The organism is Streptococcus sp. HMSC062D07 (assembly GCF_001814215.1).
Classification (GTDB): Bacteria; Bacillota; Bacilli; order Lactobacillales; family Streptococcaceae; genus Streptococcus; species Streptococcus infantis_I.
On record NZ_KV815334.1, the window covers coordinates 158,081 to 173,861 of the forward strand.

Sequence of the window (15,781 nt, forward strand, 5' to 3'; positions counted from 1 at the left end):
AAAGTTAGATGGCTTTTCTCGCCAATCTAACGAATGGAGAATAGACTCGTATGCGTATTAAATGGTTTTCCTTGATTAGGATTACAGGTTTGCTTTTGGTACTCTTGTATCATTTCTTTCAAACGGCTTTCCCAGGAGGTTTCTTCGGGGTTGACGTCTTCTTTACCTTCTCAGGTTTTCTGATTACATCACTTTTATTAGAAGAATTTGGACAAAAAGGGAAGATTGATATCTTAGGATTTTTTAGAAGACGTTTCTATCGAATTTTTCCACCAGTTGTTTTAATGATTCTTGTCATCATGCCATTCACCTTCTTGGTTCGCCAAGATTATGTGGCAGGAATTGGTGGGCAGATTGCTGGTGTTCTAGGCTTTATGACTAACTTCTATGAAATGCTGACAGGAGGAAGTTATGAATCTCAGTTTATCCCTCACCTCTTTGTTCACAACTGGAGCTTAGCTGTTGAAGTTCATTATTATATCTTGTGGGGCTTGGCAGTCTGGTTCCTATCTAAGCGAGCAAAATCAAGCGGACAACTACGAGGAACAATCTTTCTACTTTCATCAGCTGCCTTTATCGTCAGCTTCCTTTCGATGTTTATCGGTAGTTTTATTGTGAGTTCTTACTCAACAGTATACTTTTCAAGCTTAACTCATGTTTATCCATTCTTCTTAGGTAGTGTGCTTGCTACCGTAATAGGGGTTCGTCATGCAACGCCACTTTTTAAACGTTTGAATAGAAGCTTGGATTTGAAGCAGACTTTGCTAGTCTTTGGAGCTGGGCTCGGAGTCTTGCTATTACTGACCTTCTTTGTGAAATTTACATATCTCTTTGCCTATTTACTCGGCTTCTTGTTTGCAAGTTTAGCAGCGCTTCTGATGATTGTTGCGGCACGCGTCTTGCATGAGAAAACACCGACCATCAAAGAGCCAAAGATTATCAGCTTTTTAGCGGATACAAGCTATGCTGTCTATCTTTTCCACTGGCCGTTCTATATTATTTTCTCACAGTTAATGGGAAATATTCCGGCAGTGATTTTAACCACCATCTTCTCTTATATCTTCGCAACCCTTTCTTTCTATATCATCGAACCTTTAGTAGCAGGAAAATCTACTGACCTCTTGCAAAAGGCAAAAGAAATTCCGCACATTAAACCAATTTTTGCTGGTAGTGCAGGAGTGCTTAGTTTGATTACTTTAATCGTGATACTGATAGCCCCTCAAGTCGGTGCATTTGAAACGAATTTGATGGTTAATGGTCTCAATCAGGCGCAAACCAATATAAACCGAACAAAAACCATGGCAGATCAAGCAGAAGCCAGTCGCTATAATATAGCTGAGGGTGTATCCATCATTGGTGATTCAGTAACCTTGCGTGCTTCAGATGGACTAAAAGAAATCTTACCAGATGCGCAGATTGATGGTCAGATCAGTCGAAATACCAAACAGGCAAATGAATTGATGTTGAATTACAGTCAGAATAAAGCCTTGCCTAAAATTGTAGTCATTGCGACTGGCGTTAATAATCCTGAAAATTATAAAGCTGATTTGGATCTGCTGATAACAAACCTTCCAAAAGGACATCAACTTGTTTTAGTTACTCCATACGAGGGAGACACAACGCAGGAAACACAACCTTATGTTGAGCAGTATGCAAGCTATGCGCGTGAACTGGCACAAAAATATTCATATATAGCACTAGCAGATTGGAACCAAGTCGCTAAAGATCATCCAGATATTTGGAAGGGAACAGACCAGGTTCACTTCGGTAGTGATACGACCAAGCAGGATGAAGGAGCAAAACTTTACGCAGAAACCATTAATGCTGCTGTTAAAGCTCTTGCAGACAAACCTGTCAAATCAAAATAATCACTAAAAAGTAGAGATTGTATCTCTACTTTTTTGCTTTAACGAGAATTGGGAAAAACTTGCCAAATTGTCAGAATTATGAGAAAATAGGAACAATCAAAAAATGGAGGGAATGCAATGAGAGAAGACATCAAGATTAATGACCGTGCTCTAGCATTGGAAGATCAAATCATTGAAGTACTCGAAAAAGTTTATGATACAGATGTAGAGTTAGATGTATACAATCTTGGATTGATTTATGAGATTCATTTAGATGAGGCTGGCCTTTGTACAGTTGTTATGACCTTCACTGATACTGCCTGTGACTGTGCAGAAAGTCTACCAATCGAGATTGTGGCAGGTTTAAAACAAATTGATGGGATTGAGGATGTCAAGGTTGAGGTTACCTGGTCTCCAGCATGGAAGATTACACGCATTAGTCGTTATGGACGTATAGCCTTAGGGTTGCCTCCGCGATAAAAAATAGAGTGATAAGATGAATTATGAATCGGGATTAAAGACCTGATTTATATTTTTCTTTTTTTTTGTTTATTTATTTCATACAATAAACAAAAATTTTTGTTAAGAGTAACCACTTCACTCAAAAAAATGTTATTATAGTAGAAGTGATTATAATAAAAAGAATAAGGTAGAATAGATATGAAATTATCTGTAGTAATTCCGTTTTATAACGAAGAGAATATGATTCAGAAGATGTATGATGAATTGGTTAAAGAAATCAATCAAATTACAAAGGCGGAATTTGAAATTATTTTTATTAATGACGGAAGTAAGGATCGTACTTTTGAACGTATGTTAGCCATCGCAGCTGGCGATTCACGTGTTAAATACATCAGCTTCAGTCGGAATTTCGGGAAAGAAGCTGGAACTATTGCAGGGCTTGAATATGCAACAGGAGAAGCAGTTATTCTAATGGATGGAGATTTGCAGCATCCACCAGCAATGCTTCCACAAATGATTGAAGCTTATGAGCAAGGATACGATGTTGTAAGTGCTCGTCGTACACGTACAGGAGAAAAACGTCACCGTACTTTTTTAGCTAAACATTTTTATAAACTTGCCAATAAAATGATGGATATCGAGCTAATGGACGGAGTCTCTGAATTCCGATTGTTTAGCCGTAAAGTTGTAAACGCCATTATATCTATGCAAGAATACAATCGTTTTTCTAAAGGAATTTTTGCTTGGATCGGCTTTAACGAAAAAGTTATCGAATATGAAAACCAAGTTCGTACTGTAGGTGAAACAAAATACTCGTTGAAGTTCTCATTGAACTATGCGATTCAAGGGATTTTATCATTCAACGATAAACCTCTACGTATGTGTATTAATTTTGGTTTATTCTGCTTATTAATTTCATTGGTTTATGTTCTTTGGACCTTTATCCAATATCTCGTAGTACCGGATTCACTCGTGAGTGGATACTTTACTACAATCTTCTCAGTCGTTCTCTTTGGTGGAATTCAATTGATTTCTATTGGGGTACTCGGAGAATATATCGGTAAGATTTATTATGAAGTGAAGAAACGTCCACATTATCTTGTTGACCAAACGAACATTACTGTGAAAGGAGAGCAAAATGACGACTAAGAAAAAAGTCTATCTAGCAAGTTTTATTGCGCCTATGCTCATTATGTTTGTAGCTTGGGCTATTGATGGCTTCTTTCCTTTCGGGACAAAGTCACTCATGGCGGTTGACTTTAACGCACAGTATATTGGCTTATATGCTTATTTCAAACATTTATTTTTAAATGGCGATTGGAGTAGTTTCTTCTACTCTTTCTCTAAATCCATTGGAGGGGGGATGTTAGGGATTTGGGGCTTCAACTTGTTGAGTCCATTTAACTTACTCTTTCTATTAACCTCTGAAGAAAATTTCCAATGGGTGGTTCCAATTGTTATTGCCTTACGTTATGGAGCGATGGGATTAACCATGGCACATTTCTTGGTTAAACGATATGATGGATTAAAGAATAAGGCCTACTTGGTTCCAATCGTCGCTACCATCTACGCATTAAATGGGTTTAATGTTAGTTATCAAATGAACCCAATTTTCTATGATGGAATGATCATGCTTCCATTAGTTTTAATTGGGGTTGAACAAGTACTAGATAATAAGTCTCCAAGAGGCTATATTGGCATGCTGGCATTATCTCTCTTTGTTCAATTTTACATGGGTTATATGACCTGCATTTTTGTGGTCATTTATGCTTTGTTCTACATTATTCGTTCAGAGAATTTAAGAAATAAAAAGGTTATTCTAACAAGACTGGGGAAATTAGCTGCCGCATCTATACTAGCTGTTGGAATAGTATCAGCTGTATTGCTCCCAATTCTGATTAGTTTGGTATCAACAAAAGGGGGCTTGCAAAGCACTCTGAGATTTGATTGGAAGTTACAAATCAATCCGTTTGAGATTTTAGCAAAACTCTTTTTAGGAGCTTTTGATAATACTTCTTGGCCAGCTGGACCTAACTTGCCAAATATATATGTGGCTAGCTTTGGTTTACTAGGAACACTTTATTACTTTATTTCAAGTAAGATTTCAAAATGGAGTAAAATTGCAGCAAGTTTTGTTCTCGTAGTGTTTTTGATTTCTTGTGCCCATGAATTTACAAGTAAGTTGTGGCATATGGGACAAAATCCTGCTGGATTTTTCTATCGATTCTCATGGATTATTGCTTTCTTTTTAGTTTATTTGGCTTATCTAAGTCTACGAGAAGTGGAGAAATTTACTAAAAGAGAAGCTAGCTTCCTGCTGATTAGCGGTGCAGTTATCTTTTCTATTGTACAGTTACAACAACACTCTTTCTTAACAGTTTGGCAACGTCTTGCAACGATTTTGATTTTTGTGGTTCTGCTTGGGGCTTTATTCTATCCTAAAGTAAAAAGAGCTTGGATGATTATAGCTGCTTTGACTGTAGTTGAGTTAACAGCTAATGCAGCACTTGTTCAATCACGTGTTGGCTATACAGATGCCTACAAGTATCACGATGCTGTTTTACAATTAAAGGATGCTATTAACCCTATTCGACCTGACCACAGTGATTTTTACAGAATTAATAAATCATTTAATCTAAGTAAGAATGATCCATTCATGGTGGATTATCCTGGCTTATCAATTTTTAGTTCCAACTTAGAAAATAGTACGCGAGATTTATTTGACCGTTTAGGAAATAATGGAATTAACGCAACGACCTACTATCAAGGAACTCCGCTACAAGATGCACTCTTCTCAGTGAAATACTTAGTGACTCCAAAACCAGTGCTTAAAGAGGACTATCCGGATACATCCAAGTTGTATGTATTCGGAAATATGGTAACGCGTAAAGATATTACGACAAAAGAACCTGTTTATGAAGCTGCTAGAACAAAGACTTTCGAGACAGATTTGATTTTACCAATTGCTTATGGTGTTAATGATGCAACGGTGAATGTAAAATTAGAGAACCACCAACCGATTCAAAATCAAAATAAGATAGTACAAGCAATGGGAGCGACGAGCGATTATTATTTAGCTATATTAGCAGCAAATGAATTGAAGTTAGATAATATGGAATCATCTAAACCAGAAACTTACAAACGAATTGATTCATCTAAACCAGGAACGATTACCTATCACTTATTACCTCAATCTGCTGAAGATTATTGGGTATCAATTCCGCAAAAATTATCTCATACAGATAAAAACAAAGTTCGTATCTTGTTGAATGGCAAAAATTACGAATTCCAAGATAAATTTCAACAAACACAGTTCATACAAATTGCGCATAATTCTGCTGGCCAACCTGTAGATTTAACGATTGAAATTGAAACGGATAATGAATATGACTTATCTGGATTACGATTAGCTCGTTCAAATGGTGCATTAGTAAATCGTATTATTCAAGAACGTCAGCTTCAAGGAATAAAATTGTCTCATTGGGATAATCGTAGTTTTAAAGGGACAGTGAATATTACTGATGACAGTACCTGGATGATGACAAGTATTCCATTTGAAAAAGGTTGGACTGTTAAAGTAGATGGAAAAGTAGTTGAAACTGCAAGAGTTTGGGATAGCCTGTTGGCATATAAAATTACGCCAGGTGAGCATACAGTTGAAATGAGTTACTTGCCAGATGGATTTGTTTTAGGTTTTATAATCTCAACCGTATCTATCGCTCTTTATGGATTTGCAATTTACAAAAAATGGATTTAATATAGTGGGAGTAGACTATAATGAAAATTTCAAAAATGAAATTAAAATATAGTTCGCTGTTCTTTGTTCCATTTATGGTTATGTTAGGGGTCTTCCTTTGTTTAGGGTTGACTCCCTTTTCACAAAATTCGATACATAGTGGAGACTTTCTTGCACAATATTTTCCGCTATATATCGGATTACATAAACTGTTCTGGAGTGGAGATTTTGGCGGTCTGTTTTGGTCCTTCGAGAAATCACTTGGAGGAGCAATGCCAAGTGTTTGGGGTTTTAATAGTTTAAGTCCATTCACGTTTTTATACGTAATCTTCCCGGTTTCAACATTTCAAATTTTGAGTTATGTAATCCCACTAATTCGTTCTGGGATAATGGGAGTCGTCTTTGGGTATTTCTTGGAAAAGAAATTTCAAGGAGTGTCTAAACATTACTGGTTATCGTTAGGATTATCTTCGTCGTATGCTCTTAGTGGCTTTATCGTATCGCAACAGTACAATCCTAATTTCTTAGATAATCTAATTTATGTACCGTTGATTCTTTTAGGAATTGAAGAAATTGCGGGTGGAAAGCGATCGTTTAAATTACCGATTTTTCTTTCCATTAGTTTGATTACGAATTTCTATACAGGCTATATGATGTGCCTTTTTGTAGCACTGTATACGTTTTATATTATCTTCTCAACGGATGACCCTCTGATTGAGGCGCTACTAAAAATGGGGAAAGTTGCTTTATTTACACTAATTGGTGTAGGAATTGCAGCGTTTTGGTTATTGCCGGTCTTTAGTGCCTTGTTAGAGAGTAAAGCGAGCGCTGGGAGTACCTTCGCATGGTCATGGGATTTCGTTAATGATGTAGTAGCAATGCCTCAAAAATTTATTCTAGGATCCTTCGGAGAAAAAGAATGGGGTGATCCAAAGGCTCTACCGCAGCTATATATTGGTGGCTTGGCTCTCTTTGGGTTGTTTACATTCTTTGCTAAGAAAGAGATTACTCTCCTTAAGAAGTTGTCAGCGATAGTCGTCCTTCTTGTGTTGTTTCTCTCATTCTCTATTCAAGGCTTCGATCAAATTTGGCATATGGGACAACGTCCCGTTGGTTTCTTCTTTAGAAATTCATGGGTAGCCAACAGCTTTATGCTGGTATTGGCGTCAGAAAGCTTACTACAATGGAAAGATAAGCTTCGATTAAGCGAGTTTCTAGTGGCTATTTTTGGGTTTGGTTCAATACTTGTATTATCGACTCAAAGAAGTCTTCAATTTGTTGAAACGCCGCAGAAAATACTCGCATTTTGCTTTTGGACAACCATCTTATTAGCGTTTTTCTTTAGAAAAGTAGATAAAGTTCGTAGGTTACAATTAGTGGCCGGAGTGGTGATTATCGAACTAATGATCAGTTCTTTTGTTGGATTAAAAAGGGTACCTTTTTTCATTGGTAATGAAGGATTAAAGAGTCAAATGGAATACGCCACTGCTTTTGACCAAGAAGGTTACGGCGGTTCAAAGGTATTTACACGGATGGAAATGCATAAGGGCTTGTCTCATGCCAACTTCCCTATTGCCTATAATTATAATGGGGTATCACATTTCACTTCGAGTCTCGAGTATTCATTGATTGAGGAATTGAGCTATCTAGGATTGCCGTCATCGCAATCAGTTGTTAACTATACAAGTCGTAATGTCATTCTGGATTCATTCTTTGGAATCTCAAACTTTATGATGGATGGAGATGAAAAACGTATTTTTTCAGACGTTCGTGGATTGTATGAGAAAGTAGGTACGTTAAAGAACTTTGCTGTTTATCGTAATCCATATGCCTTTTCTCTTGGATATTTAACTAATGAAAGTTCAGCGACGAATATCTCATTTGAAGCACATCAACCCGCTGCCAATTTGAATCAGCTATTACAAGTGATTGGATTATCTGGAGCAAATGCACTAAGCGAAGTGAGTGTTGGGGAACCAGTTACCTCGAATTTAACAAAGTCGGGAGACAAATACACTCTATCAAATGAAGGAGAATCTTCTAACATTGAATGGAAGTTGACTCTTGAACCAAATAAGTTGTACTTTGTTGAAATTCCAGAAAGACAAGCTGGTTCGGTAAATAAGTCGAAGGTGAAGCTCAACGGATTAAGTTATCCCTATGAAAATCGATTCCGAGATAATCAATTTTGGATGCTTGGCAATGGAAACTTAGATCAAACGATTACTCTCACTTTTGAAGAAGGAAAAGCCAAAGAATGGGATTTTCGAGGTTTTAAATTTTATTCAATTGATATACCAACGCTAACAAATGCATTGGAACAGTTTAAAAAAACACATGATATCACCATTGATTCCTATTCAAATTCAACGGTGAAAGCACATGTCAATGTTCCAAATAGTGAACAATCCTTCGCAACCTTCACTATTCCATATCACTCAGGTTGGAGTGTAACAGTAGATGGTCAAGCTCAAGAAGTTCAAAAATCGCTTGGTTTCTTTATGGGTGTATCACTAACGGAAGGAGAACACGAGATTGTATGGAGTTATAGCCCACCAGGGTTAAACTCTGGAATAGTACTTTCAATGACTTCTCTCATCGCACTCATTTATTTGTGGAAAAAAAAAAAGTGGAGTAGATAACATATTTTGTTGCCTATTCCAATAAAAAAGGATGAAGTTCCTAAGAACTTCATCCTTTTTGTATGTTTTTTAGAATGGTTAGTAATAAAGCAATCCGTAATAGTGTTTATTTTTTACCAGATTGTTCCATATTCCAGAAATCTGTAACGGCACCACGGGATGCAGAAGATACGGTGTGGGCGTACTTACCGAGGACACCACGGCTATAGAGTGGTGGCAAGGTTGTTTCTGCCTTACGTTTTTCAAGTTCTTCTTCGGATACGGCCATAGAAATTTCTTTAGTATCTTGGTCGACAGTGACGATATCTCCTGTACGAAGGTAGGCAATTGGTCCACCATCCTGAGCTTCAGGAGCAATATGTCCAACAACCAGTCCATAAGTACCACCAGAGAAGCGTCCGTCTGTCAAGAGGGCAACCTTGTCTCCTTGGCCTTTACCAACGATCATTGATGAAAGTGATAGCATTTCAGGCATACCAGGACCACCCTTAGGTCCAACGAAACGAACAACGACTACGTCGCCATCAACGATTTCATCTGACAAGACAGCTTGGATAGCATCTTCTTCTGAGTCAAAGACCTTGGCTGGACCAACGTGACGGCGTACTTTAACACCGGATACCTTGGCAACTGCACCGTCAGGAGCAAGATTACCGTTCAAGATGATAAGCGGACCATCTTCACGTTTTGGATTTTCAAGTGGCATGATAACTTTTTGACCTGGTGTCAGGTCTGCAAAATCAGCCAAGTTTTCAGCGACAGTTTTACCAGTACATGTGATACGGTCTCCGTGAAGGAATCCATTTGTCAACAAGTACTTCATAACCGCAGGCACACCACCAACTTCGTAGAGGTCTTGGAAGACATACTGACCAGAAGGTTTCAAGTCAGCCAAGTGAGGTACACGCTCTTGGATGGTATTGAAGTCCTCAAGTGACAAGTCAACATTAGCCGCATGGGCAATGGCGAGCAAGTGAAGAGTAGCATTTGTAGAACCACCGAGAGCCATAGTAACTGTAATGGCATCTTCAAAGGCTTCACGAGTCAAGATATCAGATGGTTTGATACCAAGTTCAAGCATTTTGACGACAGCACGTCCAGCTGCTTCGATATCTTCCTTCTTATCGGCAGATTCTGCAGGGTGAGAAGAAGAACCTGGCAAGCTCATACCCAAAACTTCGATAGCAGTAGCCATTGTATTTGCTGTATACATACCACCGCAACCACCAGGGCCAGGGCAGGCATTACATTCGAGACGTTTGACGTCTTCAGCCGTCATATCACCGTGGTTCCATTTACCGATACCTTCAAATACAGAAACCAAGTCGATGTCTTTGCCATCAAGATTTCCCGGTGCAATAGTACCACCATAGGCGAAAATAGCTGGGATATCCATATTGGCAATGGCAATCATAGAACCAGGCATGTTCTTGTCACAGCCACCGATAGCCACAAAGGCATCCACGTTGTGACCACCCATAGCAGCTTCGATAGAGTCCGCAATGATATCACGAGATGTCAAAGAGAAGCGCATACCAGGTGTTCCCATAGCAATCCCATCAGCTACCGTAATGGTTCCAAATTGAACCGGCCAAGCACCAGCAGATTTGACACCTTCTTTTGCAAGTTTACCAAAGTCATGCAAGTGAATATTACATGGAGTGTTTTCTGCCCAGGTTGAAATGACCCCTACAATCGGTGTTTCAAAGTCCTTATCTGTCATACCAGTCGCACGAAGCATGGCACGGTTTGGTGATTTAACCATGCTGTCATAAATGCTGCTGCGGTGACGTTTATTTAATTCTGTCATTCAAGTCCCTCCCATTTCAGTTTTTACCATTATAGCACATTTTTCGCATGAATAACAGAAGAAAATCCTTGAATTTTCAGAAAATTCAATACATTGAAATCTTCTTAAAAAAGATTGCATATTTTTGTTGACATTTAAAATTAAAGTGATATCATTTAGATATCAAATACAGGAGGTCATTCTGATGAATGAAAAACTAATAAATTCAAAACCAAATGGTGTAGTAGCCTTGATACTTATCGAATTGGCACTCGTACTTGGCATTTTTATATTTGTAATCGGTGCTGGTTCAGAAAATATTTTTGGAATTATTATCGGTCTTTTATTAATCTTAATTTCAGTTCTAGCTCATGCTGGCCTAAAAGTAGTCAAACCTCAGGAAGCTCTGGTTTTGACCCTCTTTGGTAATTATACAGGTACCATCAAAGAACCTGGTTTTTACTTTGTCAATCCTTTTAGCATAGCAGTCAACCCTGCAAACCACACTCGACTTGGTCAAAGTGGTGATGTTAGCACAAAATCACCTTTTTCAGGGATGAAATCATCAAATGGCAATGATGTAAACATTGAAATTGGCAAGAAACAGATTTCTCTCAAAGTTATGACTTTGAGTAATTCTCGTCAAAAGATTAACGATTGCTTAGGTAATCCTGTTGAAATTGGAATCGCGGTAACTTGGAGAGTTGTTGATACAGCCAAAGCAGTCTTCAACGTTGATAACTATAAAGAATATCTTTCATTGCAGTGTGATAGCGCCCTTCGTAATATTGTCCGCATCTATCCTTACGATGTGTCTCCGAATGTGGATACTACAGGTGATGGGCAAGCCGATGAAGGAAGCCTCCGCGGTTCTAGTGAGATTGTAGCTAAGCGTATTCGTGAAGAAATCCAAAGTCGCGTAGAGGATGCTGGTTTGGAAATTCTTGAAGCACGTATTACTTACTTAGCTTACGCTCCAGAAATTGCTGCTGTCATGCTTCAACGTCAACAAGCATCAGCCATTATCGATGCACGTAAAATGATTGTAGACGGCGCTGTAGGAATGGTTGAAATGGCACTGGAACGTCTTAATGAAGGAGAGTTGGTTGAACTAGATGAAGAGCGTAAAGCAGCGATGGTTTCAAATCTCCTAGTCGTTCTCTGTGGCAATCATGATGCACAACCAATTGTCAATACAGGAAGCCTTTATTAGAAATGGCAGAAGCTAAAAAAAAGCAAATCCCCCTTCGACTCTCGAATAAGTTATATGCTGCACTCGCATCATGGGCAGAAGATGACTTCCGATCAGTTAACGGGCAAATCGAATATCTTCTCACCGAATGCGTCAAACAACGAAAAAAAGACGGAAAATACGTCTCAGAGACCATTGATGAACCATTCGAGATTGATATTTAGTCTATTTTCCTATTCATAAGATTGGATAGGAAAATTTTTTAATCTTTTTTTGTCAAGTAACTTTACTTTACAAAAAAGTTTTGATATACTATTAAAGTTGATGAAAATCAAACCTAATTGAATTTATATCTTAAAAGGAGAAAAACGAAATGGCAGTACCTGCACGTCGCACATCAAAAGCGAAGAAAAACAAACGTCGTACGCACTACAAAGTAACAGCTCCATCTGTAAACTTTGACGAAACTACTGGAGATTACTCACGTTCTCACCGTGTATCACTTAAAGGATACTACAAAGGACGTAAGATTGCTAAAGCTGCATCAGCTGAATAATAGAAGGGAGATACCATGCGCGTAAATATTACACTTGAACACAAAGAATCTGGTGAACGCTTGTACCTTACTTCTAAAAACAAACGTAACACTCCAGACCGTCTTCAATTAAAGAAATACTCACCAAAACTTCGCAAACACGTTGTGTTTACAGAAGTGAAGTAAGCATTCAATACGAATCAATACATAAGAAAAACGCTGATTTCAAGCGTTTTTTCTTTTTTCAATTTCAATACATTTCACTATATTTCAGTCCAAACTCTACCTTTTTTAGATAAATATATCATATGGATATTGAAGTTAAGCCCTGCTATCATTTCGATGGCAGGGCTTTTTAATGTTTGGTACACTACCTTCTTATCTATATTTTGATGGAGCTGAAGTTGACATCTACAAAGTTTAATGTTAAAATACATTCAAAAATATATTTGAATGAGGTGTTTTATGGTTCAAAATGTTGTTACTTCAATAATCCTGTATTCTGGGACAGCCGTAGACTTACTTATTATCCTAATGTTATTTTTTGCCAAAAGAAAAAGCAGAAAAGACATTATTAACATCTATTTAGGACAATTTCTAGGCTCTGTTAGTCTAATATTGCTAAGTTTACTTTTTGCATTTGTCTTAAATTATATTCCTAGTAAAGAGATTTTAGGTTTGCTCGGTTTGATTCCAATTTTCCTAGGACTCAAAGTTTTGCTTTTAGGAGATTCTGATGGAGAAGCTATTGCAAAAGATGGTTTGCGCAAAGATGATAAAAACCTGATTTTTCTAGTCGCTATGATTACTTTTGCAAGTTGTGGTGCTGACAATATTGGTGTTTTTGTCCCATATTTTATTACCTTAAATTTAGCGAATTTGATAGTGGCTTTACTTACCTTTCTAGTCATGATTTATCTCTTGGTTTTTTCTGCCCAAAAATTGGCACAAGTCCCTTCTGTTGGAGAAATTTTGGAAAAATATAGCAGATGGTTTATTGCCAGTGTTTATTTAGGACTGGGGATATATATCCTGATTGAAAACAACGTTTTTGACATGCTAAGGACTGTGTTCGGCTAGGAGAAAAAATTATGAAAAAAGATAGTATCTGCCAAGTGAATATTATAAATCAACAAAATGTTACAACCGCAACGAACTACCTTGAAAAGGAAAAAGTCCAAAAATCACTTCGTATTTTATCAAAGTTTACCGATAATAAACAGATAAATATCATCTTTTATCTTCTTGCTGTTGAAGAACTCTGTGTATGTGATATAGCCTGTTTACTAAATCTCAGTATGGCATCTGCCTCCCACCATCTTCGTAAACTAGCCAATCAAAACGTCTTGGATACTAGAAGAGAGGGGAAAATTATATATTATTTTATAAAAGATGAGGAAATCAGAGATTTTTTTAATCAACTAGGATAACAACTATTTTTACTACTCTACCATTCACTCTACCTTTTATTATGTAGCATTCTAAAAACATTGATGTACCAACGTTTCTAACAGCTAAAATAGAAATTATTTAATCTTTTTATAGAAGTGAAGTAAGCATTCAATACGAATCAATACATAAGAAAACGCTGATTTTAAGCGTTTTTTCTTTTTCCAATTTCAATGTATTGCAAAAAAATCAACCGAATGACTATATTTTTGACTACATTTTTTGAGAAATAAATTAGATGTTCGGATATATAGAAAACGCTCTAGTCACAATGACTAGAGCGTTTTTATATTGTTTTAAAATTTATTAAAGCATATATTCGTGAGCATATAATTTGAGTACGCTCTCATATTTTGATATACTATATTTAACCCAGATATATTGGGGTAATGAAAGGAGGCGCATATTATGTTGTGGTCCATTATTGTAGGTGGCTTTATCGGCCTTGCAGCAGGGGCAATCACTAAAAAAGGTGGCTCAATGGGAGTAATTGCTAATATATTTGCCGGTTTAATCGGTTCATCAGTAGGTCAATCACTCCTTGGTACTTGGGGACCTTCACTAGCTGGTATGGCTATCATTCCATCTATTATTGGTGCAGTGATTGTAGTTTCTGTGGTATCGTTCTTTTTGGGTAAAAAAGGTTAATGTTTTACTCGAAAGCAGACTATAGTTTTTAATTTATAATGACGGGTAAAGCTATGGTTTGTTGCACTAATTGAAAGGATTTTAGATGTCAAAATCAAAGAAAATATTATTGATTATTTTCTGTATTTTAATCTTGACAATTTTCCTTCCTATTTTGATAGACTACCACCAGGTTAGTGATTTAGGAATTCAATTGACTAGCTGGCGACAGACATCATTTGAATATTATCTCGCTAGATATGTATTTTGGGGGCTTCTAGGCCTGTCTATCTTAGTTTTATTATGGATGTTAGTAATCCTGTTTTATCCTAGACAATATCTGGAAATAAAACTTGGAACTAAAGACGATAAATTAAAACTAAAAAATTCAGCTATTGAAGGGTTTGTTCGATGTTTATTGGATGAACACAAGATGGTTAAAAATCCCAAAATTCAGGTACATACTCGGAAAAAGAAATGTTTCGTTTATGTAGAAGGTACAGCTGTTCTTTCAGATAACATTGCTAACAAATTTGAAGTAGTTCAAAACGAAATCACTCAAGGATTGAAAGAATTCTTTGGTATTGATCGAGAGGTTAAACTGGAAGTTTCAGTGAAAGAATATGACCCTCAAAAAGCAGCTAAGAAAATTGTTAGTCGTGTAAAGTAAGGAAGTAAAAAATGGAATGGTTTAAAAAATATCAATACCCAATTCTATGTGGTGTAGTAGGTATTATTCTAGCCTGCTTCATCCTATCCTTCGGTTTCTTTAAAACATTGTTCGTTTTAATCTGTGGAGCCCTAGGAATTTGGTTGGGATACTATGTACAGAAGAATTATTTAAATAAATAAAGGAGTTTCATATGTCAAACGTAGAAAAAAATGTAAATGTAAATGCTGAAAAAAAAGATGTTGTTGTTTCTAAAGATGTTCGCGGAGAATTAACTTACGAAGATAAAGTTATTCAAAAAATCATCGGTCTTTCACTAGATAGAGTCCCAGGACTATTACATGTTGACGGTGGATTCTTCTCAAATCTTACAGAAAAACTTGTTAACACTAACGATGTAACACACGGTGTTAACGTTGAAGTTGGTAAAGAACAAGTAGCAGTTGACTTGAACGTTATCGTAGAGTACAGAAAAAACGTTCCAACTCTATACAAGGAAATCAAAGACGTTATCGTATCAGAAGTTGCGAAAATGACTGATCTAGAAGTAGTTGAAGTTAACGTTAATGTTGTTGACATCAAAACTAAAGAACAACATGAAGCAGACTCAGTTAGCCTTCAAGATCGTGTAACTGACGTGGCAGAATCAACAGGCGAGTTCGCGTCAGAACAATTGTCTAGAGTGAAATCTGGTATCGGTTCAGGTGTCGCAGCAGCACAAGAAAAACTTGGCGAAGGGGCTGAATTCGTTCAAGAAAAAGTTGGCCAAGGCGTTGAAACTGTTAAAGACGCTGCAGCCAAAGCAGAACCACGTGTTCAATAATTACTAATT

The 15,781-nt window shown here is 37.1% G+C and carries 17 protein-coding genes; 15 read left to right on the forward strand and 2 right to left on the reverse strand.

Annotated elements, in window-relative coordinates:
- The first annotated feature begins 50 nt into the window (after positions 1–50).
- The 5 genes from HMPREF2957_RS07545 (at position 51) to HMPREF2957_RS07565 (ending at position 8,687) form a co-directional block, all read left to right on the forward strand.
- The gene (locus HMPREF2957_RS07545; RefSeq protein WP_070678659.1) at positions 51–1,868 is read left to right on the forward strand and encodes an acyltransferase family protein; all 1,818 of its coding nucleotides are present in this window, start codon (positions 51–53) and stop codon (positions 1,866–1,868) included.
- A gap of 117 nt (positions 1,869–1,985) precedes the next feature.
- A complete protein-coding gene (locus tag HMPREF2957_RS07550) occupies positions 1,986–2,327 on the forward strand; it encodes a metal-sulfur cluster assembly factor (protein ID WP_004250665.1) in 342 nt (113 codons plus the stop codon).
- Between the two features lie 180 nt (positions 2,328–2,507).
- A complete protein-coding gene (gene pgfS / locus HMPREF2957_RS07555) occupies positions 2,508–3,458 on the forward strand; it encodes a glycosyltransferase PgfS (RefSeq protein WP_004250666.1) in 951 nt (316 codons plus the stop codon).
- Entirely contained in the window at positions 3,448–6,066 is a 2,619-nt protein-coding gene (locus HMPREF2957_RS07560; RefSeq protein WP_070678662.1) for a YfhO family protein, read from the forward strand. Before pgfS ends, HMPREF2957_RS07560 begins: the two co-directional genes overlap by 11 nt.
- 20 nt (positions 6,067–6,086) lie before the next feature.
- Entirely contained in the window at positions 6,087–8,687 is a 2,601-nt protein-coding gene (locus HMPREF2957_RS07565) for a YfhO family protein (protein WP_070678665.1), read from the forward strand.
- Positions 8,688–8,793: 106 nt separating this feature from the next.
- Here the strand turns inward: HMPREF2957_RS07565 and ilvD are convergent, their stop codons facing one another.
- Positions 8,794–10,497 carry a dihydroxy-acid dehydratase gene (gene ilvD / locus HMPREF2957_RS07570; RefSeq protein WP_070678668.1) on the reverse strand — a complete coding sequence of 568 codons (1,704 nt, stop codon included), beginning with the start codon at positions 10,495–10,497 and terminating at the stop codon, positions 8,794–8,796.
- Between the two features lie 184 nt (positions 10,498–10,681).
- On the opposite strand from ilvD, the gene HMPREF2957_RS07575 reads away from it, so the two are divergent.
- From HMPREF2957_RS07575 to rpmG, 4 genes are all read left to right on the forward strand, one after another.
- Entirely contained in the window at positions 10,682–11,689 is a 1,008-nt protein-coding gene (locus tag HMPREF2957_RS07575) for an SPFH domain-containing protein (RefSeq protein WP_070678671.1), read from the forward strand.
- 2 nt (positions 11,690–11,691) lie between these two features.
- Positions 11,692–11,892: a type II toxin-antitoxin system antitoxin gene (locus tag HMPREF2957_RS07580; RefSeq protein WP_000796543.1), complete on the forward strand. Its 201-nt coding sequence runs from the start codon at positions 11,692–11,694 to the stop codon at positions 11,890–11,892.
- 149 nt (positions 11,893–12,041) lie between these two features.
- On the forward strand, positions 12,042–12,224 hold the full coding sequence (gene rpmF / locus HMPREF2957_RS07585; RefSeq protein WP_000290417.1) for a 50S ribosomal protein L32: 183 nt from the start codon (positions 12,042–12,044) through the stop codon (positions 12,222–12,224).
- Positions 12,225–12,239: 15 nt separating this feature from the next.
- On the forward strand, positions 12,240–12,389 hold the full coding sequence (gene rpmG / locus HMPREF2957_RS07590; protein WP_001265622.1) for a 50S ribosomal protein L33: 150 nt from the start codon (positions 12,240–12,242) through the stop codon (positions 12,387–12,389).
- 77 nt (positions 12,390–12,466) lie between these two features.
- On the opposite strand, the gene HMPREF2957_RS09405 is transcribed toward rpmG, so the two are convergent.
- Positions 12,467–12,640: a FanG protein gene (locus HMPREF2957_RS09405; RefSeq protein WP_074324509.1), complete on the reverse strand. Its 174-nt coding sequence runs from the start codon at positions 12,638–12,640 to the stop codon at positions 12,467–12,469.
- Between the two features lie 28 nt (positions 12,641–12,668).
- Between HMPREF2957_RS09405 and HMPREF2957_RS07595 the strand changes: the two genes are divergently transcribed.
- The 6 genes from HMPREF2957_RS07595 to HMPREF2957_RS07620 all read left to right on the forward strand — a co-directional run bounded on the left by HMPREF2957_RS07595 (position 12,669) and on the right by HMPREF2957_RS07620 (position 15,772).
- On the forward strand, positions 12,669–13,283 hold the full coding sequence (locus tag HMPREF2957_RS07595) for a CadD family cadmium resistance transporter (protein WP_070678673.1): 615 nt from the start codon (positions 12,669–12,671) through the stop codon (positions 13,281–13,283).
- An 11-nt stretch (positions 13,284–13,294) separates the two neighbouring features.
- On the forward strand, positions 13,295–13,633 hold the full coding sequence (gene cadX, locus HMPREF2957_RS07600; protein WP_070678676.1) for a Cd(II)/Zn(II)-sensing metalloregulatory transcriptional regulator CadX: 339 nt from the start codon (positions 13,295–13,297) through the stop codon (positions 13,631–13,633).
- Positions 13,634–14,060: 427 nt separating this feature from the next.
- Positions 14,061–14,300 (forward strand): GlsB/YeaQ/YmgE family stress response membrane protein, encoded by a 240-nt coding sequence (locus HMPREF2957_RS07605; protein WP_004250675.1) that lies wholly within the window; start codon positions 14,061–14,063, stop codon positions 14,298–14,300.
- 85 nt (positions 14,301–14,385) lie between these two features.
- Positions 14,386–14,949, forward strand: a complete 564-nt coding sequence (gene amaP / locus HMPREF2957_RS07610) for an alkaline shock response membrane anchor protein AmaP (protein WP_070678679.1) — start codon at positions 14,386–14,388, stop codon at positions 14,947–14,949.
- A gap of 11 nt (positions 14,950–14,960) precedes the next feature.
- Positions 14,961–15,131: a DUF2273 domain-containing protein gene (locus tag HMPREF2957_RS07615; protein WP_004250679.1), complete on the forward strand. Its 171-nt coding sequence runs from the start codon at positions 14,961–14,963 to the stop codon at positions 15,129–15,131.
- A gap of 11 nt (positions 15,132–15,142) precedes the next feature.
- On the forward strand, positions 15,143–15,772 hold the full coding sequence (locus HMPREF2957_RS07620; RefSeq protein WP_070678682.1) for an Asp23/Gls24 family envelope stress response protein: 630 nt from the start codon (positions 15,143–15,145) through the stop codon (positions 15,770–15,772).
- The last annotated feature ends 9 nt before the right edge of the window (positions 15,773–15,781 follow it).

What these genes read in the sequence shown, in the direction of transcription:
- HMPREF2957_RS07545 (WP_070678659.1), top strand. Translation starts at nt 51, where the DNA reads ATGCGTATTAAATGGTTTTCCTTGATTAGGATTACAGGTTTGCTTTTG.
- HMPREF2957_RS07550 (WP_004250665.1), top strand. Translation starts at nt 1,986, where the DNA reads ATGAGAGAAGACATCAAGATTAATGACCGTGCTCTAGCATTGGAAGAT.
- pgfS (WP_004250666.1), top strand. Translation starts at nt 2,508, where the DNA reads ATGAAATTATCTGTAGTAATTCCGTTTTATAACGAAGAGAATATGATT.
- HMPREF2957_RS07560 (WP_070678662.1), top strand. Translation starts at nt 3,448, where the DNA reads ATGACGACTAAGAAAAAAGTCTATCTAGCAAGTTTTATTGCGCCTATG.
- HMPREF2957_RS07565 (WP_070678665.1), top strand. Translation starts at nt 6,087, where the DNA reads ATGAAAATTTCAAAAATGAAATTAAAATATAGTTCGCTGTTCTTTGTT.
- ilvD (WP_070678668.1), bottom strand. Translation starts at nt 10,497, where the DNA reads ATGACAGAATTAAATAAACGTCACCGCAGCAGCATTTATGACAGCATG.
- HMPREF2957_RS07575 (WP_070678671.1), top strand. Translation starts at nt 10,682, where the DNA reads ATGAATGAAAAACTAATAAATTCAAAACCAAATGGTGTAGTAGCCTTG.
- HMPREF2957_RS07580 (WP_000796543.1), top strand. Translation starts at nt 11,692, where the DNA reads ATGGCAGAAGCTAAAAAAAAGCAAATCCCCCTTCGACTCTCGAATAAG.
- rpmF (WP_000290417.1), top strand. Translation starts at nt 12,042, where the DNA reads ATGGCAGTACCTGCACGTCGCACATCAAAAGCGAAGAAAAACAAACGT.
- rpmG (WP_001265622.1), top strand. Translation starts at nt 12,240, where the DNA reads ATGCGCGTAAATATTACACTTGAACACAAAGAATCTGGTGAACGCTTG.
- HMPREF2957_RS09405 (WP_074324509.1), bottom strand. Translation starts at nt 12,640, where the DNA reads ATGTATTTTAACATTAAACTTTGTAGATGTCAACTTCAGCTCCATCAA.
- HMPREF2957_RS07595 (WP_070678673.1), top strand. Translation starts at nt 12,669, where the DNA reads ATGGTTCAAAATGTTGTTACTTCAATAATCCTGTATTCTGGGACAGCC.
- cadX (WP_070678676.1), top strand. Translation starts at nt 13,295, where the DNA reads ATGAAAAAAGATAGTATCTGCCAAGTGAATATTATAAATCAACAAAAT.
- HMPREF2957_RS07605 (WP_004250675.1), top strand. Translation starts at nt 14,061, where the DNA reads ATGTTGTGGTCCATTATTGTAGGTGGCTTTATCGGCCTTGCAGCAGGG.
- amaP (WP_070678679.1), top strand. Translation starts at nt 14,386, where the DNA reads ATGTCAAAATCAAAGAAAATATTATTGATTATTTTCTGTATTTTAATC.
- HMPREF2957_RS07615 (WP_004250679.1), top strand. Translation starts at nt 14,961, where the DNA reads ATGGAATGGTTTAAAAAATATCAATACCCAATTCTATGTGGTGTAGTA.
- HMPREF2957_RS07620 (WP_070678682.1), top strand. Translation starts at nt 15,143, where the DNA reads ATGTCAAACGTAGAAAAAAATGTAAATGTAAATGCTGAAAAAAAAGAT.